Source organism: Lelliottia sp. 7254-16 (genome assembly GCF_002922995.1).
Classification (GTDB): domain Bacteria; phylum Pseudomonadota; class Gammaproteobacteria; order Enterobacterales; family Enterobacteriaceae; genus Enterobacter; species Enterobacter jeotgali.
The window spans coordinates 407500-429561 of sequence record NZ_PQVS01000001.1; the positions used below are offsets into that span (position 1 = coordinate 407500).

A 22062-nucleotide genomic window follows, 5' to 3' on the forward strand; every position below is an offset into this window, starting at 1 on the left:
ATTAAAGCCCGCCACTTTTTCAAACTGTTATACATAAAAATCCCTTTTCTGCGTCTGATAGTTCCATTTAGCGCCCTATACCATAACACCACACCGATTGACATTGAGGCTGTGCATGTTTGGTTTAGATGCTTTTCACCTGGCACGGATACAGTTCGCATTTACTGTATCCTTCCACATTATTTTTCCGGCGATCACCATCGGTCTCGCCAGCTATCTGGCCGTGCTCGAAGGGCTTTGGCTGAAGACCAAAAAACCGGTCTGGCGCTCGCTATACCATTTCTGGTCCAAAATATTCGCCGTTAACTTCGGGATGGGCGTGGTCTCCGGGCTGGTGATGGCCTATCAATTTGGGACCAACTGGAGCGGATTTTCGCAATTCGCGGGCAGCATTACTGGCCCACTGCTGACCTACGAGGTGCTCACCGCCTTCTTCCTTGAGGCGGGTTTCCTCGGCGTGATGCTGTTTGGCTGGAATAAAGTCGGGCCAGGCCTGCACTTCTTTTCCACCTGCATGGTCGCGCTGGGGACGATTATTTCCACGTTCTGGATACTGGCGTCGAACAGCTGGATGCAGACGCCACAGGGCTATGAAATCGTCAACGGCGTGGTCGTGCCGGTCGACTGGTTCGCGGTGGTGTTTAACCCCTCCTTCCCTTATCGTCTGTTCCATATGTCCATTGCGGCTTTCCTGAGCAGCGCTCTCTTCGTCGGCGCATCGGCGGCCTGGCACTTATTGCGCGGCAACAATACGCCTGCCATCCGCCAGATGTTTTCGATGGCGCTGTGGATGACGCTGATCGTCGCGCCGATTCAGGCGATGGTCGGAGATATGCATGGCCTGAATACGTTAAAACATCAGCCCGCCAAAATTGCGGCCATTGAGGGACACTGGGAAAACCCGCCGGGTGAACCGACGCCATTATTGCTGTTTGGCTGGCCGGATATGGAACAGGAACGCACCCGCTATGGGCTCGAAATCCCGGCACTTGGCAGCCTGATCCTGACGCACAGCCTGGATAAACAGGTTCCGGCACTGAAGGATTTCCCGAAAGAGGATCGTCCCAACTCGACGATTGTGTTCTGGTCGTTTCGCATTATGGCAGGGCTGGGAATGTTGATGTTGCTGCTCGGCGTGGTGGCCGTGTGGCTGCGCTATAAGCAGCGTGTATATACCTCACGCCCGTTCCTGTGGTTTGCCTTACTGATGGGACCATCGGGCCTCGTCGCTATTCTGGCTGGTTGGGTAACGACCGAAGTCGGGCGTCAGCCGTGGGTGGTTTACGGTCTGCAACGCACGTCTGATGCGGTTTCTGCCCACGGGGATCTGCACATGAGCGTGAGCCTGCTGGCCTTTATCGTGGTCTATACCTCGGTGTTTGGCGTCGGTTACAGCTATATGGTTCGCCTGATCAAAAAAGGCCCACAGGAGCACGAAACGTATGCCACTGAACACGATGGCCGCCCGGCGCGTCCGCTTTCTGCTATCAGCCCTGAAGTTGTCACTAAGGAGAAACCGTAATGGGTATTGATCTTTCCATTATCTGGTTTGTGATCATCGTATTCGCCACGCTTATGTATATCGTGATGGACGGCTTCGATTTAGGTATCGGGATTCTGTTCCCAACCACTCAGGATGCCGACGATCGCGATGTGATGGTCAACAGCGTCGCCCCGGTCTGGGACGGAAATGAAACCTGGCTGGTTCTCGGTGGTGCGGCGCTTTTTGGCGCATTTCCACTGGCCTATGCGGTCATTATTGACGCGCTAACCATTCCGCTGACCCTGATGCTGATTGGCTTGATTTTCCGTGGCGTGGCCTTTGAGTTTCGCTTTAAAGCCACACCCACACACCGACCTTTTTGGGACAAAGCCTTTATTGGTGGCTCGATTCTGGCGACATTCAGCCAGGGCGTAGTCGTTGGCGCAGTGATTAATGGTTTTGCCGTAACAAACCGCACTTACAGCGGCGGTCCGTTTGACTGGTTCACGCTGTTTAATCTGTTTTGCGGTGTCGGCCTCACGGTGGCTTACGCCCTTCTGGGCGCGACCTGGCTGGTGATGAAAAGCGAAGATCCGCTACAAGCAAAAATGCGGAAGGTATCAAAACAGCTTTTAATCGTGTTACTGCTGGTTATCGCTGCGATCAGCCTGTGGACACCGCTGGCGCACCCGACTATCGCTGAACGCTGGTTTAGTTTGCCGAATCTGTTTTTCCTGCTGCCTGTGCCTTTACTGGTCGTTGTATTGACCGGCTGGGCATGGAAAAAACTCGGTGATACAGAGAGTCACAACGCGCCGTTCGTCCTGACCCTCGGGCTGATATTTCTGGGATTCAGCGGGCTGGGCATCAGCATCTGGCCTTACATTATCCCGCCGTCGATTACGCTGTGGCAGGCCGCTGCTCCGCCACAAAGTCAGGGCTTTATGCTGGTGGGCGCGCTGCTGATTATTCCCATCATCCTGGTCTACACCTTCTGGAGTTACTACGTATTTCGCGGAAAAGTTCAACATGGGGAGGGGTATCACTGATGCAACAGCCAGTTTGGAAGCGCCTGATGTGGTTAGCCGTTATTTGGGGTGGCAGCGTACTTGCGCTGGCCGCCGTCGGGATGTTTTTCCGCATTCTAATGACTGCCGCAGGCTTTAAATCGCATTAACTTCTCTTAACGCCGGGTGGCGCGCCCTGCCCGGCCTTCTCGCACTTTCAGATAAACACCCATGACAATCCTCAGGTTATTGTTAAAATACTCACATATATTCATCGTATTTATAGTTTGAGAAGCAATATGAAAAAGCTCGTGGCGTTAAGCCTGGTTTCCCTGGCGCTTGCAGGTTGTGTTAATCCCGGCAAGGCATCTGTTCAGGCGGAACAACTTGAGGGGCACCGTTTTGTGCTGGAAAGCGTGAATGGTGTGGCAATAAAACCCAGCGCCGTACCGCCAGAAATGAGTTTTGGCAAAAAAATGGCCGTCTCCGGCGTGATGTGTAACCGCTTTAGCGGTCAGGGAAAATTATCAGAAGGCGAGCTGAAGGTTAAAGCTATGGCAATGACACGCAAGCTTTGTGTTGAACCACAGCTGAACGAGCTGGACGCAACGATCGGCGATATGCTGAGCAAAGGCGCACAGGTTGACCTGACTGAAGATCAGCTCACGCTGGCCACAGCCGAAAAAACGTTGATGTTTAAACGCGCAGAGTAGTCAGTAATTACCGCATGAACCCACGGCAAGCGACTGTTCACTACAGCGTTTGCCATTGGGCAATGCGCACATACCGATAGCAGAACCATCAAGTTGACGGGCTACGGACAATGAACCGCCGACCATCGCGCAACTTGCCTGTCCTGAACTGGACATTGCCGCTTTCATACCCGGCGTAACATGTGCTGCGGTTGCCTGCTGAACCGGCTCATTGCTGCATGCAGACAACAGTAACGCCGCACACCCTACCCAAAACGCTGAACGCATTCTCTCTTCCCCATAAAGTCGCGAAACCTAAGCATAATAGGCATCCCCCGCCGCGCCGTCGAGAGCGGAAGTGCGTATTTATGCACTCCCGAAACAATTTCTTGCTCTTTTTTTGCCAGAAAGTTGATCTGAGTAAGGGTCGCGAGGACACAAAAGCGAAAATCGCAAAGCCAGACCTTTGCTAAAATAAGGATATAACTACAGGACTCGTCGACGTTTCACGGGTCCCTCTTTTTTGCGCAATGTAAGGGTGTCACATGATCACTATTGACGGTAATGGTGCGGCCGCGTCCGTCGCGTTTCGCACCAGCGAAGTTATCGCCATTTACCCCATTACACCAAGTTCGACAATGGCGGAACAGGCTGATGCCTGGGCTGGTAACGGGTTAAAAAACGTCTGGGGTGATGTTCCCCGCGTCGTTGAGATGCAGTCTGAAGCAGGTGCCATTGGTGCGGTACACGGCGCGCTGCAAACCGGCGCGCTGTCGACATCGTTTACCTCATCGCAGGGTTTACTGCTGATGATCCCGACGTTGTATAAGCTGGCGGGACAGTTAACCCCCTTTGTGCTGCACGTCGCGGCACGTACCGTTGCTACACACGCCCTGTCGATTTTTGGCGATCACTCTGATGTGATGGCAATCCGCCAGACGGGTTGCGCCATGCTCTGCGCCAGCAATGTGCAGGAGGCGCAGGACTTCGCGCTAATTTCCCACATTGCGACCCTCAAAAGCCGTGTGCCATTTATTCATTTCTTTGATGGTTTCCGTACGTCACACGAAATCAATAAAATCGTCCCGCTCTCGGACAACACCATTCTGGATTTGATGCCGCAGGCGGAGATCGACGACCACCGCGCCCGTGCCCTGAATCCGGAGCATCCGGTCATTCGTGGAACCTCCGCCAACCCGGACACCTATTTCCAGTCCCGTGAGGCCACCAACCCCTGGTATAACGCGGTGTACGATCACGTTGAACGGGCCATGAACGATTTTGCTGCTGCCACCGGGCGTGAATACAAGCCTTTTGAATACTACGGGCACCCGCAGGCCGAGCGCGTTATCGTGCTGATGGGCTCAGCGATTGGTACTTGCGAAGAAGTGGTGGATGAATTGCTGGCCCACGGTGAAAAAGTCGGCGTGGTCAAAGTGCGTCTTTACCGTCCTTTCTCCGCAAAACATTTACTTTCTGTCCTGCCTGAAAGTGTGCGTTCCGTTGCCGTACTCGACCGCACCAAAGAGCCGGGCGCGCACGCAGAACCGCTGTATCTGGATGTGATGACGGCGTTGGCGGAGGCCTTTAACAGCGGCGAGCGCGAAACGCTACCGCGCGTGATCGGCGGTCGCTACGGCCTGTCGTCGAAAGAGTTCGGCCCAGATTGCGTAATGGCGGTGTTTAACGAGCTGAGCGAAACCAAACCTAAGCCGCGCTTTACCGTCGGGATTTATGACGATGTCACCAACCTTTCCCTGCACTTGCCGGAAAACACGTTGCCGTCGACATCAAAGCTCGAAGCCTTGTTTTACGGTCTGGGCAGCGACGGCAGCGTCTCAGCGACTAAAAACAACATCAAAATCATCGGTAATTCAACACCGTGGTATGCGCAGGGTTATTTTGTCTACGACTCTAAAAAGGCAGGCGGTCTGACCGTTTCGCATCTGCGCGTTAGCGAAAAACCGATCCGCTCGGCCTACCTGGTGTCACAAGCTGATTTCGTCGGCTGCCACCAGTTGCAGTTTATCGATAAATATCAGATGGCTGAACGCCTGAAACCGGGCGGGATTTTCCTGATTAACACGCCGTACAACGTCGACGAAGTGTGGTCCCGTTTGCCGCAGGAAGTTCAGGCAGTATTGAACCAGAAGCAAGCGCGTCTGTTTACCGTCAACGCCGCAAAAATTGCCCGCGAATGCGGCCTGGCGGCGCGTATCAATACCGTAATGCAAATGGCATTCTTCCACCTGACCAACATCCTGCCGGGCGACAGCGCGCTGGCAGAGCTGCAGGGTGCGATTGCCAAAAGTTACAGCAGCAAAGGTCAGGATCTGGTTGAGCGTAACTGGCAGGCGCTGGCCCTGGCGCGTGAATCAATTTCCGAGATCCCGCTTCAGCCGGTTAATGCCAGCAGTGCCAACCGTCCGCCGGTAGTCTCCGACGCCGCCCCAGATTTTGTCAAAACCGTGACCGCCGCAATGCTGGCCGGTCTTGGCGATGCCTTGCCCGTCTCTGCGCTTCCGCCGGACGGCACCTGGCCTGTCGGCACCACCCGCTGGGAAAAACGCAATATTGCCGAAGAGATCCCAATCTGGAAGGAGGAGCTGTGTACTCAGTGCAACCACTGCGTCGCGGCCTGTCCGCACTCGGCGATCCGCGCTAAAGTGGTTTCCCCGGAGGACATGGAAAACGCCCCTGCCAGCCTGCATTCGCTGGATGTGAAATCCCGCGACATGCGTGGACAGAAATACGTGCTGCAGGTCGCACCGGAAGATTGCACCGGCTGTAATCTGTGCGTCGAAGTGTGCCCGGCGAAAGATCGTCAGAACCCAGAAATCAAAGCCATCAATATGATGTCGCGTCTGGATCACGTTGAAGAAGAAAAAGTGAATTACGACTTCTTCCTCGACCTGCCAGAAATCGATCGCACCAAACTCGAACGTATTGACATCCGTACCTCGCAGCTGATTACCCCGCTGTTTGAATACTCCGGCGCGTGCTCTGGCTGTGGCGAAACCCCTTACATCAAGCTGCTTACCCAGCTGTACGGCGACCGTATGCTGATCGCCAACGCCACCGGCTGTTCTTCTATCTATGGTGGTAATTTGCCGTCAACACCATACACAACGGATGCGAACGGTCGCGGCCCGGCGTGGGCAAACTCCCTGTTTGAAGACAACGCCGAATTTGGGTTGGGCTTCCGCCTGACGGTCGATCAACACCGCGCCCGCGTCATGCGTTTGCTGGAACAATTTGCCGATAAACTCCCGACCGCGCTAAATGAAGCCCTGCACAGTGATGCCACGCCAGAAGTGCGCCGCGAGCAGGTCGCCGAACTGCGTCAGCATCTTACTGGCGTAGAAGGCGCGCAGCAGCTGTTAACCGACGCCGATGCGCTGGTCGAAAAATCGATCTGGCTGATTGGCGGTGACGGCTGGGCGTATGACATCGGATTCGGTGGGCTGGACCATGTTCTGAGCCTGACGGAGAACGTCAACATTCTGGTTCTCGATACTCAGTGCTATTCCAACACTGGCGGTCAGGCATCTAAAGCAACACCGCTAGGCGCTGTAACCAAGTTTGGCGAACACGGTAAACGCAAAGCGCGTAAAGACCTGGGCGTGAGCATGATGATGTACGGTCATGTGTATGTCGCGCAGATCTCGCTCGGCGCACAGTTGAACCAGACGGTGAAAGCCATTCAGGAAGCGGAAGCGTATCCGGGGCCATCGCTGATCATCGCCTACAGCCCTTGCGAAGAGCACGGTTACGAGCTGGCACTCAGCCACGATCAGATGCGTCAACTGACGGCAACCGGATTCTGGCCGCTGTATCGCTTCGACCCGCGTCGTGCGGATGAAGGGAAGCTGCCGCTGGCGCTGGACTCTCGTCCGCCGTCGGATGCGCTGGCTGAGACGTTGATGCAGGAACAACGCTTCCGTCGCCTCAATGCTCAGCAGCCAGAAGTGGCCGAGCAGCTGTGGAAAGACGCGGCGGCCGATCTGCAAAAACGCTATGACTTCCTGGCTCAGATGGCCGGGAAAGGCGAAAAATCGACCAGCGAGTGATAAAAAAAAGCCCGGAGTATTCACTCCGGGCTAATCCTGTCAGTTTTGGATGATAGTTAAATTAAACACACACTCAGCACATTATCGGATTAAGAATCTTAAAGGCATATAACAGCGCTAATTCTACCTTTCTGTGAGTCGCTTGAATAATTTTTATTTCATATCATTCAGTGCATTACATTCACAATAATTATTTCTAATAACCTAACAATAAATAATGAATGATAATGATTTCGGCTTGCACCCAGGCCCGCGCTGATAGATGATAAATTTCCTTTTTAAGCCGTAAGGGACACATCATCATGGTCCATCACCCTGTCAGATCGTCACGCATCGCATCCATTGGCTATGATGAGCGCAGCGCCACGCTGGAAATTCGTTTTCTCGATCGCCGAACGCTTCAGTATCAGCGTGTGCCGGCGAGAATTTACAACGATTTTTTGCAGGTGGTGTCAAAAGGTCGGTTTTATGACGGCGTCGTAAAGGGGAAGTTTAAGGAAATCATCATATACTGATTTTTATAACCCTATGAGCTGAAGGATAGTTTCGTGTTTACCCGCTTATCGATTGCTGCCCTCGCCCTTTTGACATGCTTGTGGATGGTATTAATTTTTGATTTCGGCAATGTGATGCATCATCTCAGCGAAATTCTACAGGCGCTGGAGGCTGATTAGCCGCTACTGCCCTTCTGAACAACACCCAAAGGCTCCCGACATCGCTAAAACGTGCTGACATTCTTGCCCGGAATCCGTACCATACAGACGCTGCTTTAGCCACAAACGAATTGAGCCTCTATTACATGTCGCAAAACCAAGAAATTACTAAAAAAGAACAATACAACCTGAATAAACTGCAAAAGCGTCTGCGCCGTAATGTCGGTGAAGCCATTGCAGACTTCAATATGATTGAAGAAGGTGACCGCATTATGGTTTGCCTGTCAGGGGGTAAAGACAGTTACACGATGCTGGAGATCCTGCGCAATCTTCAGCAAAGCGCACCGGTGAACTTTTCACTGGTGGCAGTCAATCTTGACCAGAAGCAGCCTGGCTTCCCTGAGCACATCCTGCCGGAATATCTGGAACAACAGGGTGTCGAGTATAAGATTGTCGAAGAAAATACCTACAGCATTGTTAAAGACAAAATCCCGGAAGGCAAAACTACCTGCTCTTTATGCTCGCGCCTGCGTCGCGGTATTTTGTATCGCACCGCAACGGAATTAGGGGCTACCAAAATCGCGCTGGGCCACCACCGCGACGACATTCTGCAAACGCTGTTCCTGAACATGTTCTACGGCGGCAAAATGAAAGGGATGCCGCCTAAGCTGATGAGCGATGACGGTAAACACATCGTGATTCGCCCGTTGGCCTACTGCCGCGAAAAAGACATCGAGCGTTTTGCCGAGGCGCGTGAATACCCAATCATTCCTTGCAACCTGTGCGGCTCGCAGCCGAACCTGCAACGTCAGGTGATCGGCGACATGCTGCGTGACTGGGATAAACGCTACCCTGGCCGCATTGAAACCATGTTCAGCGCCATGCAAAACGTGGTGCCTTCGCACCTGAGCGACGTCGAGCTGTTCGATTTCAAAGGTATTAAACACGGCGGAGAAGTCGTGGACGGCGGTGATCTGGCTTTTGACCGGGAAGAGATCCCAATGCAGCCAGCAGGCTGGCAGCCGGAAGAAGATGATTCTCAGCTGGATGAAATGCGACTGAACGTCGTGGAAGTGAAGTAAAAATCTGGCGTCTCAGAAACGGTATCTGAGACGCCTTTTAATGGCTTATTTCAGCAAACGCACCTTACAGGTTTTGCCTTTAATCTTCCCGCCCTGCAGCTGTTTCCACGCTTTGTTCGCCACTTTCTGACGCACAGCAACATAAACGTGCGACGGATGCACCGCGATTTTACCGATATCCGCACCGTCCAGACCAATATCACCGGTCAGCGCACCTAACACATCGCCCGGACGCATTTTGGCTTTCTTACCGCCGTCGATGCACAGAGTCGCCATTTCAGCGGCCAGTGGCGTGATGCTGATATTGCCCAGCGCTGGCATCCAGTTCAGTTTTAATTGCAGCATTTCAGAAAGAATGTTAGCGCGCTGCGCCTCTTCCGGCGCACACAGGCTGATCGCCAGCCCGCTGTTGCCCGCACGCGCCGTACGGCCAATACGGTGAACGTGAACTTCCGGGTCCCACGCCAGTTCGTAGTTGACCACCAGCTCCAGAGATTTGATATCCAGACCACGCGCGGCAACGTCTGTTGCCACCAGCACGCGCGCGCTACCGTTAGCGAAACGGACCAGCGTCTGATCGCGATCGCGCTGCTCCAGATCGCCATGCAGAGAAAGTGCGCTTTGCCCTGCTTCTGCCAGCGCGTCGCAAACAGCCTGACAATCTACTTTGGTATTACAAAACACCACGCAGGACGCGGGCTGATGTTTGCTCAGCAGTTTTTGCAGCAGTGGAATTTTGCCGTTTCGTGAAGTTTCGTAGAACTGCTGTTCAATAGACGGGAGTGCATCCACGGTATCGATTTCAATCGCTACCGGATTGTTCTGCACGCGACCGCTGATCGCAGCGATAGCTTCAGGCCAGGTTGCAGAAAACAGCAGAGTTTGACGTGATGGAGGCGCAAAACGAATGACTTCATCAATTGCGTCGGTAAAGCCCATATCCAGCATACGGTCCGCTTCGTCCATCACCAGCGTTTGCAGGGCATCCAGCGAAACGGTGCCTTTTTGCAGGTGATCGAGCAGACGACCAGGGGTGGCGACAATAATATGCGGCGGATGCTGCAACGAATCGCGCTGAGCGCCGAACGGCTGTCCACCGCACAGCGTTAGTACTTTGGTGTTTGGCAGGAATCGCGCCAGACGGCGTAACTCGCCTGCAACCTGATCCGCCAGCTCGCGCGTCGGACACAGCACCAGCGATTGAGTCTGGAACAGGCCTGCGTCGATCTGCTGGAGCAAACCGAGGCCAAATGCAGCCGTTTTTCCACTGCCCGTTTTGGCCTGCACGCGAACGTCTTTTCCTTCCAGGATCGCCGGAAGCGCGGCAGCTTGTACAGGGGTCATCGCAAGATATCCCAACTCGTTCAAGTTATCGAGTTGGGCGGCAGGCAGAACATTTAGCGTAGAAAAAGCGGTCACAATGTATTCTCAAAGTAAAAATCACGGTCAGTTGGCGCGTATCCTCGCAGATCTGCGCTACCGATGCGACAATTTAATCGGTTCTTCATCCGGCGGTGGGTCCGGCATAGGCTGCGGACGCGGGATCGGATCGGGGACGGGCACCGGATCAATGGGTATTGAATCAGGCACCGACATGTTTGGGTAAAGCAGTGCTAAAAGAAAGCTCATGATTCCCTCCAGTTTATCGGGGTGACCCTTTTAGGGTAGACGCTGAGGTTCTGGAGGCAAAAAAAAGCCGACTAATTTAGTCGGCGTCGTACGAATCAATTGTGCTATGCAGTAATTCAAAAAAGGAAGTAAGACAATATGGAGCGCAACGCCCATCGCTTGACGTTGCATTCACCTGCGGGAGTAATACTGCACCGAACGGGGTAGTCGTTTATTGACTTCGCTCAAACAAAATCGCGTTTTGAAGCCTGGCGACGATGAGAAAAGTGTAAATTTACAGCCATTTACTACGATGCAACCACCACGCAACACCACCTATCAGAACGACTAACATGATACAAAAAGCGGAAAAGCCAAATCGGTACGCGCCACCCGGAATCCCCCCGAGGTTAACGCCGAACAAACCGGTCAAAAACGTGCTGGGTAAAAAGACCATTGCCATTAATGACATGGTGTACGTTCTGCGCGACAGCGATTCCTGCATCACCGTCGCAATTTCATCGGTCATGACTGCCGTACGGGCAATACACGAGTCTATCTCGTCAAGGCCACGCCCTAATCGGTCAGCGATATCCTGCATCCGTCGGCGCTGATCGTCATTCATCCACGGCAAACGCTCGCTGGCCAGTCGCGCGAACACATCGCGCTGCGGGGTCATATAGCGGCGCATCACTATCAGCTGTTTACGCAGCAACGCCAGAAAACCGCGCGGCGGAATTTGCTGATCGAGCAGGTTATCTTCGAGATCGATAATTTTATCATGCAGCTCTTCGATAAATTCACTGGCGTGATCGGTCAACGCATCACAAATATCAACCAGCCACGCGCCGCAATCGACAGGCCCGGTTCCTTCTTTCAGGTCATTGACCACGTCATCCAGCGCCAGCACCTTGCGCTGACGGGTAGAGACAATCAGGCGCTCATCCATATATAAGCGCATGGCGACTAGCTGATCCGGACGTTCGTCAGTGCTGCCATTGATACAGCGTAACGTAATCAATGTCCCTTCGCCGAGGCGGCTGACGCGTGGGCGCAGGCTTTCGCCAGCCAGCGCATCGCGTACGCTGTTTGGCAGCAGCGGCGTAGTGGCGAGCCACTGTGCGCTGTCTGGATGCGTGTAATTCAGATGCAACCAGCAAGGATGCTCGCTGTCGATGACATCGCTATCTTCCAACTGTCGCGCACCGCCCTTTCCGTCGAGTAACAACGTAAACACCGCGTCCGGTACGTTAACGTCCGATCCCTTAATGCCTTCCACAGCGCTTCCCCCATTTTGCAATCACCACGTCAGTCTAGCGTCCAAACCGGCTTAATCAATATCTACCGATAGCATAGCGCTGAATCTATTCATAAATTGCCGTTTTTTATACGCTAAAGCTTTACAGAAAGTTGCAAAACAGTAGAGTTACAAAAATGCTGCCATTTTGTATTTAAATGTATCTTTAACGAGTGTATGACGATGAAAAAGCCCTGTGCGGCCTTCGATGTCCGTCTCGCAGAAATGCGGACCATCGCCATTAAAACCAGCGTCACCTGGTTCCTGTGGGTAAACATGTTGTTCTCCTCCTTTATCCTTGGGCGCAACTATTTTTCCGCCTTTGAGGCCGAAGTGCTGTTCCACCACCCTGCCGCACTGCTTGAAACCATGATGGTGTTTGATCTGACGCTCTCAGCCGGTGTTTTATTCATCATGCGTATGGCTCCGCTACAAAACGCACACTGGCTCGGCGCGTTAGCAAAATGGACGGTGGTTGCCTTAAGTCTGTGCTGGGCGGGCTGTTTTTTCGTACTTATCGTCAGCGACGACGTGCGTATTATTTTCCCTTCCGCCGCCTTACTACTCTTTACCGCGCTGATTTCGCTCTACTTTGATCCCAAAGTTCTGCTGAGTTTTATTCTGCCAATCTGGCTGACCATCCTGATCACATCGCTTTTTTACCGCGACAGCCTGACGGTGATGAATGGATTGCAGTGGATATTACTGGCGGGATTGATTGAATCCGGCAGGCGTATACTCAACCGTTGGTTCTTGCTTGCGCTGCGCCGTGAACAGGAAAACGCAGATCTGATCCAGCAGCTTGGGCTACTGGCCAATAATGACCCGCTTACCGGCATAGCGAATCGGCGTTCATTTGAAACACAAATGGACCACGCGATATTACGCCACCAGCAGGACGGAAAAGGGTTTGGGCTGATCATGCTCGACGTCGATCACTTCAAACTTTACAACGATTATTACGGACACCAAAAAGGCGATCTGTGTTTGATGGCCATTGCCCGAGCACTGGAATCCGCTGCCCTGACTTCCAGCGCAATTGTCGGGAGGTTTGGTGGCGAGGAGTTTATATTGCTGTTACCGGATGCCGATGCTGAGTCACTTGAGACGGCGGCGCAAAACATTGCCGCTGTGCTACAGGCTCAGAATATTCCTCATGCCGCCTCTCCCGTGAGCGACCGGGTGACGGTGAGCCAGGGGTTAGCGCTTTGGCAACCGGGAGTGAGTGCACGTGAACTGATCGCAGGTGCGGACAAAGCGCTGTATCAGGCAAAACAGGAAGGGCGAAACCGCTATAAATAAAAAAGCCTGGCGAACCAGGCTTTTTATCTTATCAGAACGAGTGTTCCGCATGACGGGGATAACCGCCGTGCTCCTGTTGCACGGCATCCTGCCAGTCAGATTGCGACCCACTTTCCAGTCTGAAATTTCGGGTGCGCGTCTGAAGCTCAATCACCTGATTTTTCAGCACGTCGGACGAGCCAGACAATTCATCGACCATTGCGACGTTACTCTGCGTCACACGTTCCAGCTCAGAGAGCGCCTGTGTAATCTGGGTGATACCCTTTTCCTGCTCTGCCGTGGTGGCAGAAATCTCATCCATCAGCTTGCTGACATGCCCGGAACCGTTGACGATTTCGTGCATGTTTTTTTCTGCCTCAGACACCACGGTTACGCCCTGAGTGACGTTATTGCTGGTCACGTCGATCAGTGACTTAATACTTTTCGCCGCTTCCGCGCTGCGATGAGCCAGATTACGCACTTCACCCGCCACCACCGAGAAGCCTTTACCGTGATCGCCCGCTCTTGCCGCTTCGACCGCCGCATTCAGCGCCAGAATGTTAGTCTGGAAGGCAATGCCGTCAATCAGCGAAATAATTTCTGTCATTTGCTGCGCGCATTCCGTAATCGACTGCATATTGTTAGCAACCTGCCCCATCAGCTCACCGCCTTTGCGTGCCTGCACCGTCGCGAGATTCGCGCGTTCGCTGGCCAGACGGGTGTTGTCTGCGTTGTTGCGGGTGCTTGCCGCCATTTGCTCCATGCTTGCAGCGGTCTGAATGAGTGAGGCCGATTGTTGCTCTGTTTTGACCGATAGCTGAGCGCTACGAGAAGAGAGTTGTTCAGAAAGGGTCATGGCAGTTTGCGATGAGGCGCGTATTTCACGAACCAGAGTCGCAATGTTACTCGATAAGCTGTTGATCCCCGGAATGAGGCGGCCTGCACAGTTATTACCAAACTCAGGAATGGAGACGGCAAGATTGCCCGACGTCACTTCTTCAATACTTTTTTTCACGGTATTGATCGGCGTCACAAGATATTTTGTCATGTAGGACCACAGCAACAAGACCGCAAGCACATTAATAATATTTACTGCGATAAAAAGCGATGTACTTTTCGATAAAGCCCAAATCAAACCATCAATCACTAAAAGCACGACCAGCAGAAAATAAATAATAAATGTCCTTACGCTAATATTTCTAAGCATAATTTATCCCATACCACAAGTCGGAGGAGGTATAATGGTTATAGCATTCGCCATTTCTTTTTCCACCACATTTTAAGTGGCATTTATCATTCACCTTTGGATCTTAATAATTTAACTTAAGTTGGAGCTTTTGCTCATCCCACACCTGAAAAGCAGTCATACCCTCTCTTATGACCTTATTTATTTTGTGACAACAATCGTTAGCCAACCAATAATTAAATATCACCCCCCAGTTTATTAAGAGTTAATGTTGCTGGTGATTAAAATCATGTAGCGCCGCTTAAGTAATTAATGAGAGAATATATCCGGCGCGCAATTCTATCAGTAAAAAATAACGCGTTTGTTGTTGATTTTTGATAAGCAACTAATCTTGGAATTAGTTAGAGTAAGCCACGGCGGTGATGAGTCACGCACCGGATGAACTCAATAACGACTTTTAGAGTGGGATTGCATAATGCTCGATGTGTCCTGGGACCCCGTACTCATCGCCATCTCATTCCTGGTGGCCTTTATCGCTTCATTTGTAGCGTTAGACAGTGCTGGCAAAATTTCAGGCGCCAGCCGCAAGGCTGCAATCTGGTGGCGTATGGCCGGAGGTGCAACGCTTGGGATTGGCATCTGGTCAATGCACTTCATCGGTATGCTGTCGATGAAAATGCCCATGCCCATGAGCTATCAGTTCTGGCTCACCGCCGGATCGCTTGGCATCGCCATTCTTGCAGCGACCAGTGCCATCAATATTGCAGTGCCCGGTAACTCCCTTTCGTTTATGCGCTGGCTTTTTTCTACACTAATCCTCAGCACTGGCGTTGTCGCGATGCACTACACCGGGATGGCGGCGTTAATGTTACACGAGGAAATCAGCTGGAATATGAACATCGTGTCGCTTTCCGTGGTGATTGCTATCGTGGCTTCCGGCGCTGCCATCTGGCTCGCCTTCCACTTACGCCACAGACATAAAGGCGTGTTTATCAACCGCGTGGCAGCCGCCCTGGTGATGGGGCTGGCCATTTGCGCGATGCACTACACCGGGATGAGTGCGGCGAGCTTTCAGCATGAGGCCCACACGATGTCCGGCGGCGTAAGCGAGTTGGGACTGTCCATTTGGGTCTCCGCCACCACCCTTGCGCTGCTCGGTATCATGCTCATTATTTCCCTTGTGGATTCTCATTTTCGCACTCATCGCCTGACGGAGAATCTACGCCAGCTCAATAAACAGCTTGAGCTTAAAGCGCGTTTTGACGCCCTCACTGGGCTTGCCAATCGACACCAAATGGATCTGAGCCTGCAGGATTGCCTGCACACTTCGCTGCTCAATAAAAAGCAGTTTGCGGTGATGTTTCTTGATATTGACCACTTCAAACTGATCAACGACGCGTGGGGACATCAGATGGGCGATGAACTGTTGATCAGCGTCGCACAGCGCATCACCGCCAAACTGTCGCAAGGGATGACTCTCGCCCGGCTTGGCGGCGATGAGTTTATCCTGCTGCTGCCCGACAGCGATGACGACAAAATATCGTCCCTTTCAATGACCTTGCTCGATGAGATCCGTCGGCCTTTCGCGATTGGCGGGCACGCGCTCAACATCACTCTGAGCCTTGGCGTGAGCCTCTATCCGCAGCACGGTGAAACGCTCCACGAACTGAAATTTAAAGCCGATGCAGCGATGTATCACATTAAGCAAGAGGGGCGAAACGGTTGGGCAATCTACCGCCCGGAGATGTCGAAAAGTATTTCAGCGGAACCGTCCTTCCTGCAGGATTTAACTCAGGCGCTGGAACGCGAGCAGTTTGAACTCTGGTATCAACCCACCTATCTCGCCGAATTAAAAGAGATCCACGGTTTTGAAGCGCTGCTGCGCTGGCACCATCCGGAACAGGGTGTTCTGCTGCCGAATGTGTTTCTGCCGTCCCTGGAAAAAACCGGGTTAATCATTCCCGTCGGTGTATGGGCGATTGAACAGGCGTGCCGGCAATTGCGCTTCTGGACGGAACAAGGATTTAGCCAGTGGACGCTGTCATTTAATTTGTCCCCTATTCAGTTTGAGCAACAGGATATATTCGAGGTCATTTCCGGCACAATGCAAAAATACAACCTCGAACCATCACGTTTGATTCTGGAAGTGACAGAAAGCACTGCGCTAAAAAACCTGGAGCGCAGCATTGAATTGTTAGATACATTTAACTATGCCGGGTTTACGGTCTCTATCGATGACTTTGGCACCGGATACTCTAACCTGTTGATGCTCAATGTGCTTCCGGCGAAAGAGCTGAAAATAGATAAAAGCTTTATTGATAGCATGCTCGAAAACGATAAAAGCAAAAAAATCGTCGAAACGATTATTCACGTTGCACGCACTATGGATATGGTCGTCGTCGCCGAAGGCATTGAAACCGAAGAGCAGCAACTGATGCTGGCAAGCCTGGGCTGTGATTATTTACAGGGCTATTATTTCTCTCGCCCGCTCCCGGCGGAACAAGTTCCGTGGCTGGTATTACAAAATAAATCTGACAAACAAATTATACCAATCGGTAAAAATCAAATAGAACCGGCGCTTAATTCACAAAAAAACCATGCCTGATGTGCTGAAGTAGAGTATGTTTTTGTTACGCCCGCGTGGGTATATTGCGTCGTAAACATCAGGCAGGTCTGCCGATGAATGGGAAGAATCTATGTCGCCACACAGCTTTGATGCGCTGAATTTCATCAAAACACCGGTATGGTTAGTTTCACCCGTTTCTGAACACCTTATTTTCGCCAATATTGCGGCGACTGACATGATGCGTAATAAAACGCTCAACGATATGCGTATGGGGGTTTATTCCGCCAGTGCGCAGCTACAGCTGGCAATGTATGTTCCGGATCTTAAATCTGAACTCGACATCGTTGAGATCTGGACGGTGTGGCGAAATGGCCAGGAAACGACGCTGAGCTGCCAGCTTTCCCTCGCGCACCATGAAACTGCGGGAGACGTTATTGTCTTTGAAGGCATCGTATCGCAGGCATCCTCTGGGCTTAAAGCCAGCCGATCCGCGAACTACCAGCGCAAAAAACAGGGCTTCTATGCCCGCTTCTTCCTGACCAACAGCGCGCCCATGCTGTTAATCGATCCTGCCCGTGACGGGCAAATCGTTGACGCCAATCTGGCGGCACTGAATTTTTACGGCTACAGCCACGATGATATGTGCTGTAAACACACCTGGGAAATTAATACCTTAGGCCGCGATATTTTACCGATCATGACCGAGATCGCGCGTTTGCCCGGCGGACATAAGCCGCTTAATTTCGTTCACCGACTGGCCGACGGGTCTACTCGCCACGTACAAACTTACGCAGGTCCGATTGAAATCTACGGTGATAAGCTGATGCTGTGCATCGTTCATGATATCACTGAGCAAAAACGGCTGGAGCAAGAGCTGGAGCACGCGGCATTGCGTGATTCCATGACCGGCCTGCTCAATCGTCGGCAGTTTTATCTCATCACCGAACAAACCAATCCCTCTCATTTGCCCGCCCAGCAGCAATTCAGTTTATTGCTGGTCGATACGGATCATTTCAAAAGTATCAATGACGTATTTGGTCACTCAAAAGGCGATGAAGTATTGATCTCATTGTCACGTATGCTCGAAGCGTGTAGCCGTAAAGATGATTTTGTTTTCCGCTGGGGCGGAGAAGAATTTGTGATCCTGCTTCCGCGCACCTCACTTGATGCGGCGATGCAGGTGGCTGAAACCATCCGCGCAGAAGTGGCACGCATTGCGATCCCCGGTCTGCCTCGTTTTACAGTCAGTATCGGCGTCGCACGGCATAATCCTGACGAGAGCATCGACGACCTGTTTAAACGTGTCGATGACGCCTTATACCGTGCCAAAAACAATGGCCGCAATAAAGTGCTTGCCGCCTGAAACTGGCGAAATGATTAAGGCCCCGTTACAATGCCCACTCTAATAAACGGATTTCAGGTGGGTAACTTTTGCTATGGGGAAAACAGAAGTCATACTCATCTTAATTATTTTATGCGTTATTATATCGGGGCTATGGTTTATTTTTAGCGGGGAGATGTGGCATCTGGTGGGGTTCCTGGAAAGCAGTCTTTACCCGTCGATAAACGCCCCTGAATGACGCACGAATTAAGACGTTAAGGCCCGTCACTGACGGGCCTTATTGTTGGTGTTAATGTTTCTCGATATACATCGTCCGGCTGTATGCCACATCTTCTGCGTTATTAATCGGATACCCTTTTACCCACGGCTTAATCAGGCGACCGTTGGTATATTGATAAATTGGCGCGATAGGCGCTTTTTCCGCAAGGATCTTCTCCGCGGCATTGTAATCGGCATTACGCGCTTTTGCCGTGGTTTCCAGCGACGCCTGATTAATAATCTTGTCGTAAGCCGGATCGTTAAAGCGCGAAATATTACCGCTGTGCGTCGAGGTCAGCAGCGACAGGAAGGTTGACGGCTCGTTGTAATCACCGACCCAGGATGCGCGAATCACATCGAAATTGCCGGTGTTACGGCTGTCGATGTAGGTTTTCCACTCCTGGTTTTGCAGCTTCACGTCCACGCCGAGGTTTTTCTTCCACATCGACGCCACTGCAATGGCGATTTTCTGGTGGTTTTCAGACGTGTTGTACAGCAGCGTCAGTTTTAGCGGACGCTGCGGGCCATATCCGGCGGCCTGCAACAGCATTTTGGCCTGCGCATTAAGCTCCGCCTGCGGCATCTGCTCGAACGGCGAGGTTTCTGGCGTAAAGCCTGCCGTTACATCCGGAGTAAAATGCCACGCCGGTTTTTCGCCGGTCCCCAGCACTTTCTCGGCCATAATCCGGCGATCGATAGTCATACTCAGCGCCAGACGCACGCGCTGGTCAGCCGTTGGGCCTTTCTGGGTGTTAAACGCGTAGTAATAGGTGCCCAACTGCGGCGGGGTATACACCTGTCCCGGAATATCTTTGAGCAGCTTCTGATAGAGATTTTTTGGGAAGGATTCGGTGATATCAATATCCCCCGCCAGATAGCGCTTGGTGGCCGATGACTCCTGATTGATCGGGATAAAAGTGACTTTTTTCAGCACGGTTTTGGCGTTATCCCAGTACGAGGTATTCGGCTCAACCACCAGCTTTTCATTCACCACGCGATCGGTCAGGACGTAAGCGCCGTTGCCGACCAGTGCGCCAGGACGGGTCCACTCTTTGCCACTCTCGACGTTGGCTTTTTGTACCGGGTAAAACGCAAAACTGGCCGTCAGATTGGCAAACCACGGCAGCGGTTTATCGAGCTGCACGCGCAGGGTTTTCGCATCAACCGCAGTAATACCAAGCTGGTTGGGCTGCGCTTTACCGTCGATAATATTTTGGGCGTTCGTTATTCCCGCCAGTGCTGCGAACCAGGCAAAAGGCGAAGTGGTTTTCGGGTCAACCAGACGCTGCCAGCTGTAGACGAAATCCTGCGCCGTCACCGGCGTACCATCAGACCACTTGGCATTATCGCGCAGGTTAAACGTCCAGGTGCGATTGTCGTTGCTCTGCCATTTGGTGGCGACACCAGGGATCAACTCGCCCTTTTCGTTCTGATTGACCAGGCCTTCGAACAAATCACGGATCACCTGGATTTCCGGCAAACCGACGGCTTTCGCCGGGTCTAGCGATGCCGGTTCGTCCTTAATATGGCGAACCAGTTCCTGTTTTTGCGCAAGAGTGGTTCCCTGAGGAATATCAGCAGCATAAGAAACGGAAGAGAGTCCGCACAGCCACAGCGCAGTACAGAGCAGCGAAACAGGATGCTTCATGAGATCCCCTTTGAAAGAGTGGGTAACAAGCAGATGCGTAATTATTTGTTTCAAAACAGAGAAATGCAAATATCTTCGCGCGGAAAGTTGAGATCGGGCCAGTTTATCGCAGCGTTGAAACTATTTGATTAACCGCGTGTTTTACACAACACTGGCTATAAAGAACTCGCTATCAGGATTTCGTATGTCACTTACCCGCCCAAGAACGGAACGTGGCGCTTTTCCGCCCGGAACAGAACACTATGGCCGCTCATTTTTAGGCGCTCCGCTGATCTGGTTTCCTGCCCCGCAGGCCGACCGCCACAGCGGGCTTATCATTGCGGGCACGCACGGAGATGAAAACTCCTCCATCGTTACCCTTTCCTGCGCCCTGCGCACGCTGGCGCCAGACCTGCGCCGTCATCACGTGGTGTTAACCGTGAACCCGGACGGCTGTCAGCTTGGGCTGCGCGCCAACGCGCGCGGCGTCGATCTCAACCGCAACTTCCCGGCGGCCAACTGGCGCGCGGGAGAAACCGTCTATCGCTGGAACAGTGCGGCGGACGAGCGTGACGTGGTGTTGCTCACCGGAGAAAAACCGGGCTCGGAGCCTGAAACGCAGGGGCTATGTCAGCTGATCCACCATCTTAAACCGGCATGGGTAGTGTCGTTTCACGATCCGCTAGCCTGCATCGAAGATCCGCGCCATACGGAATTAGGCGAATGGCTGGCGGATGCCTTCGCCCTGCCGCTGGTCACCAGTGTGGGCTACGAAACGCCAGGCTCCTTTGGTAGCTGGTGCGCCGACCTCGGCCTGCACTGTATCACCGCCGAGTTCCCGCCCGTTTCATCGGATGAAGCGAGCGAGAAATACCTGAAAGCCATGACCGGGCTGCTGCGCTGGCACTCTCAGAGGTGAAGCGTACCGGTGGTAAAATTCAGCGCGGGTGATACGTCGACCGCAAGCCAGGTTGGCCCATCAAGATCGGCGAAACTCACCTGTTCTGTTAACGGCAGCGCCGCGCTGATGGCTCTTGAAGTGCAAAGCATACACCCGAGCATCAGCGCAAATCCCTCTGCACGGGCCTGCTTCGCCAGCGCCAGCGCTTCGGTCAGTCCACCGGTTTTATCGAGCTTAATATTCACCATTTCATAACGCCCTTTCAGACCTGCCAGGCTCTCGCGCGTATGGCAGCTTTCGTCTGCGCAGATGGGCAGCGGATGAATGAAGTTTTCCAGCGCGGCATCTTCCGCTGACGGTAGCGGTTGTTCGAGCATCGCCACGTTTAAATCCGCCAGCAGCTGACAGCGTGCAGCCAGCCCTTCACTCCGCCAGGATTCGTTGGCGTCGACAATCAGCGTCGCGTCAGGCACCGCGCCGCGGATCGCCACCATCCGCTCGCTGATCAGATGATCGTCGAGTTTGACTTTCAACAGCCGCGCACCGGATTCATACAGCGCTCTGGCGCTGGCGGCCATTTGCGACGGCTCGCCGATGACCACGGTTTGCGCCGTGACGATAGTCTCCGGCAGCGCCACGCCGAGCGACTCAGAGATGGTGTGATTCAGGCGATGCGCCTCCAGCGACCACAACGCACAGTCGACGGCATTGCGCGCCGCGCCCGCCGGTAATGCCTGCTGCAGCGCCTCGCGGGTCATGCCCTTTTCCAGCTCAGGAACGATGGTCATGATTTGCGCCATCACCGAGGCCAGGCTTTCGCCGTAGCGCGGATACGGGGTGCATTCGCCCGCGCCTTTTATCCCGTCCTCTTCAATTTCTACCACCACCACGCAGGCTTCGCTGCGGCTGCCGCGAGAGATCACAAACGGCGTATGCAATGGCCATGCTTCTTCATAGACCTTGACGGTTCTCATCACTCGCTCCTGTAGGGCAAAATAGGTTTGCCGTG

General features: G+C 52.9%; 19 protein-coding genes. 12 read left to right on the plus strand and 7 right to left on the minus strand.

Features of this window, described 5'->3' with window-relative positions:
* Positions 1 to 115 precede the first annotated feature (115 nt).
* The 4 genes from C3708_RS01945 to hslJ all read left to right on the plus strand — a co-directional run bounded on the left by C3708_RS01945 (position 116) and on the right by hslJ (position 3203).
* Complete coding sequence (locus C3708_RS01945) at positions 116 to 1522, plus strand: cytochrome ubiquinol oxidase subunit I (protein WP_103949308.1); 1407 nt, start codon at positions 116 to 118, stop codon at positions 1520 to 1522.
* A complete protein-coding gene (cydB, locus tag C3708_RS01950; RefSeq protein ID WP_103945984.1) occupies positions 1522 to 2532 on the plus strand; it encodes a cytochrome d ubiquinol oxidase subunit II in 1011 nt (336 codons plus the stop codon). The genes C3708_RS01945 and cydB overlap by 1 nt, the downstream gene beginning before the upstream one ends.
* Positions 2532 to 2660: a DUF2474 domain-containing protein gene (locus C3708_RS01955; protein WP_095282174.1), complete on the plus strand. Its 129-nt coding sequence runs from the start codon at positions 2532 to 2534 to the stop codon at positions 2658 to 2660. The genes cydB and C3708_RS01955 overlap by 1 nt, the downstream gene beginning before the upstream one ends.
* 129 nt (positions 2661 to 2789) lie before the next feature.
* A complete protein-coding gene (hslJ, locus tag C3708_RS01960) occupies positions 2790 to 3203 on the plus strand; it encodes a heat shock protein HslJ (RefSeq protein ID WP_095282175.1) in 414 nt (137 codons plus the stop codon).
* Here hslJ and C3708_RS01965 read toward each other — a convergent pair whose 3' ends face one another.
* Complete coding sequence (locus C3708_RS01965) at positions 3204 to 3470, minus strand: DUF333 domain-containing protein (RefSeq protein WP_095282176.1); 267 nt, start codon at positions 3468 to 3470, stop codon at positions 3204 to 3206.
* 257 nt (positions 3471 to 3727) lie between these two features.
* Between C3708_RS01965 and nifJ the strand changes: the two genes are divergently transcribed.
* The 3 genes from nifJ (at position 3728) to ttcA (ending at position 8987) form a co-directional block, all read left to right on the plus strand.
* On the plus strand, positions 3728 to 7252 hold the full coding sequence (gene nifJ / locus C3708_RS01970) for a pyruvate:ferredoxin (flavodoxin) oxidoreductase (RefSeq protein WP_103949309.1): 3525 nt from the start codon (positions 3728 to 3730) through the stop codon (positions 7250 to 7252).
* A gap of 302 nt (positions 7253 to 7554) precedes the next feature.
* Positions 7555 to 7767: a KTSC domain-containing protein gene (locus C3708_RS01975; RefSeq protein ID WP_095282178.1), complete on the plus strand. Its 213-nt coding sequence runs from the start codon at positions 7555 to 7557 to the stop codon at positions 7765 to 7767.
* A 284-nt stretch (positions 7768 to 8051) separates the two neighbouring features.
* Entirely contained in the window at positions 8052 to 8987 is a 936-nt protein-coding gene (gene ttcA, locus C3708_RS01980) for a tRNA 2-thiocytidine(32) synthetase TtcA (RefSeq protein WP_095282179.1), read from the plus strand.
* Positions 8988 to 9032: 45 nt separating this feature from the next.
* Here the strand turns inward: ttcA and dbpA are convergent, their stop codons facing one another.
* The 3 genes from dbpA to zntB form a co-directional block, all read right to left on the minus strand.
* Entirely contained in the window at positions 9033 to 10406 is a 1374-nt protein-coding gene (gene dbpA / locus C3708_RS01985) for an ATP-dependent RNA helicase DbpA (RefSeq protein WP_095282180.1), read from the minus strand.
* Between the two features lie 57 nt (positions 10407 to 10463).
* A complete protein-coding gene (locus C3708_RS23660) occupies positions 10464 to 10583 on the minus strand; it encodes a hypothetical protein (protein WP_370446860.1) in 120 nt (39 codons plus the stop codon).
* A gap of 307 nt (positions 10584 to 10890) precedes the next feature.
* The gene (gene zntB, locus C3708_RS01995; RefSeq protein ID WP_103949310.1) at positions 10891 to 11874 is read right to left on the minus strand and encodes a zinc transporter ZntB; all 984 of its coding nucleotides are present in this window, start codon (positions 11872 to 11874) and stop codon (positions 10891 to 10893) included.
* Positions 11875 to 12075: 201 nt separating this feature from the next.
* Between zntB and C3708_RS02000 the strand changes: the two genes are divergently transcribed.
* Positions 12076 to 13194: a GGDEF domain-containing protein gene (locus tag C3708_RS02000; RefSeq protein ID WP_233210385.1), complete on the plus strand. Its 1119-nt coding sequence runs from the start codon at positions 12076 to 12078 to the stop codon at positions 13192 to 13194.
* Positions 13195 to 13225: 31 nt separating this feature from the next.
* Here the strand turns inward: C3708_RS02000 and C3708_RS02005 are convergent, their stop codons facing one another.
* The gene (locus tag C3708_RS02005) at positions 13226 to 14380 is read right to left on the minus strand and encodes a methyl-accepting chemotaxis protein (protein WP_103949311.1); all 1155 of its coding nucleotides are present in this window, start codon (positions 14378 to 14380) and stop codon (positions 13226 to 13228) included.
* 454 nt (positions 14381 to 14834) lie between these two features.
* On the opposite strand from C3708_RS02005, the gene C3708_RS02010 reads away from it, so the two are divergent.
* The 3 genes from C3708_RS02010 (at position 14835) to C3708_RS23665 (ending at position 18505) form a co-directional block, all read left to right on the plus strand.
* A complete protein-coding gene (locus C3708_RS02010) occupies positions 14835 to 16964 on the plus strand; it encodes a bifunctional diguanylate cyclase/phosphodiesterase (protein WP_103949312.1) in 2130 nt (709 codons plus the stop codon).
* A 91-nt stretch (positions 16965 to 17055) separates the two neighbouring features.
* Entirely contained in the window at positions 17056 to 18288 is a 1233-nt protein-coding gene (locus C3708_RS02015) for a sensor domain-containing diguanylate cyclase (protein ID WP_103945990.1), read from the plus strand.
* A 73-nt stretch (positions 18289 to 18361) separates the two neighbouring features.
* Complete coding sequence (locus C3708_RS23665) at positions 18362 to 18505, plus strand: Ecr family regulatory small membrane protein (RefSeq protein WP_157738401.1); 144 nt, start codon at positions 18362 to 18364, stop codon at positions 18503 to 18505.
* 51 nt (positions 18506 to 18556) lie between these two features.
* Here C3708_RS23665 and C3708_RS02020 read toward each other — a convergent pair whose 3' ends face one another.
* The gene (locus tag C3708_RS02020) at positions 18557 to 20173 is read right to left on the minus strand and encodes an ABC transporter substrate-binding protein (protein ID WP_103949313.1); all 1617 of its coding nucleotides are present in this window, start codon (positions 20171 to 20173) and stop codon (positions 18557 to 18559) included.
* 184 nt (positions 20174 to 20357) lie between these two features.
* On the opposite strand from C3708_RS02020, the gene mpaA reads away from it, so the two are divergent.
* The gene (gene mpaA, locus C3708_RS02025; RefSeq protein ID WP_095282186.1) at positions 20358 to 21071 is read left to right on the plus strand and encodes a murein tripeptide amidase MpaA; all 714 of its coding nucleotides are present in this window, start codon (positions 20358 to 20360) and stop codon (positions 21069 to 21071) included.
* Here mpaA and ycjG read toward each other — a convergent pair.
* Positions 21062 to 22027, minus strand: a complete 966-nt coding sequence (gene ycjG / locus C3708_RS02030; RefSeq protein WP_103949314.1) for an L-Ala-D/L-Glu epimerase — start codon at positions 22025 to 22027, stop codon at positions 21062 to 21064. The genes mpaA and ycjG overlap by 10 nt on opposite strands.
* Positions 22028 to 22062: the final 35 nt, after the last annotated feature.

Bases quoted from the DNA above. Each gene is read 5' to 3' on its own strand.
- C3708_RS02010 (WP_103949312.1), top strand. From the start codon at position 14,835: ATGCTCGATGTGTCCTGGGACCCCGTACTCATCGCCATCTCATTCCTG.
- cydB (WP_103945984.1), top strand. From the start codon at position 1,522: ATGGGTATTGATCTTTCCATTATCTGGTTTGTGATCATCGTATTCGCC.
- hslJ (WP_095282175.1), top strand. From the start codon at position 2,790: ATGAAAAAGCTCGTGGCGTTAAGCCTGGTTTCCCTGGCGCTTGCAGGT.
- C3708_RS02000 (WP_233210385.1), top strand. From the start codon at position 12,076: ATGAAAAAGCCCTGTGCGGCCTTCGATGTCCGTCTCGCAGAAATGCGG.
- ttcA (WP_095282179.1), top strand. From the start codon at position 8,052: ATGTCGCAAAACCAAGAAATTACTAAAAAAGAACAATACAACCTGAAT.
- C3708_RS02015 (WP_103945990.1), top strand. From the start codon at position 17,056: ATGTCGCCACACAGCTTTGATGCGCTGAATTTCATCAAAACACCGGTA.
- C3708_RS01955 (WP_095282174.1), top strand. From the start codon at position 2,532: ATGCAACAGCCAGTTTGGAAGCGCCTGATGTGGTTAGCCGTTATTTGG.
- C3708_RS01945 (WP_103949308.1), top strand. From the start codon at position 116: ATGTTTGGTTTAGATGCTTTTCACCTGGCACGGATACAGTTCGCATTT.
- mpaA (WP_095282186.1), top strand. From the start codon at position 20,358: ATGTCACTTACCCGCCCAAGAACGGAACGTGGCGCTTTTCCGCCCGGA.
- ycjG (WP_103949314.1), bottom strand. From the start codon at position 22,027: ATGAGAACCGTCAAGGTCTATGAAGAAGCATGGCCATTGCATACGCCG.
- C3708_RS02020 (WP_103949313.1), bottom strand. From the start codon at position 20,173: ATGAAGCATCCTGTTTCGCTGCTCTGTACTGCGCTGTGGCTGTGCGGA.
- C3708_RS02005 (WP_103949311.1), bottom strand. From the start codon at position 14,380: ATGCTTAGAAATATTAGCGTAAGGACATTTATTATTTATTTTCTGCTG.
- C3708_RS23660 (WP_370446860.1), bottom strand. From the start codon at position 10,583: ATGTCGGTGCCTGATTCAATACCCATTGATCCGGTGCCCGTCCCCGAT.
- C3708_RS01975 (WP_095282178.1), top strand. From the start codon at position 7,555: ATGGTCCATCACCCTGTCAGATCGTCACGCATCGCATCCATTGGCTAT.
- C3708_RS23665 (WP_157738401.1), top strand. From the start codon at position 18,362: ATGGGGAAAACAGAAGTCATACTCATCTTAATTATTTTATGCGTTATT.
- nifJ (WP_103949309.1), top strand. From the start codon at position 3,728: ATGATCACTATTGACGGTAATGGTGCGGCCGCGTCCGTCGCGTTTCGC.
- C3708_RS01965 (WP_095282176.1), bottom strand. From the start codon at position 3,470: ATGCGTTCAGCGTTTTGGGTAGGGTGTGCGGCGTTACTGTTGTCTGCA.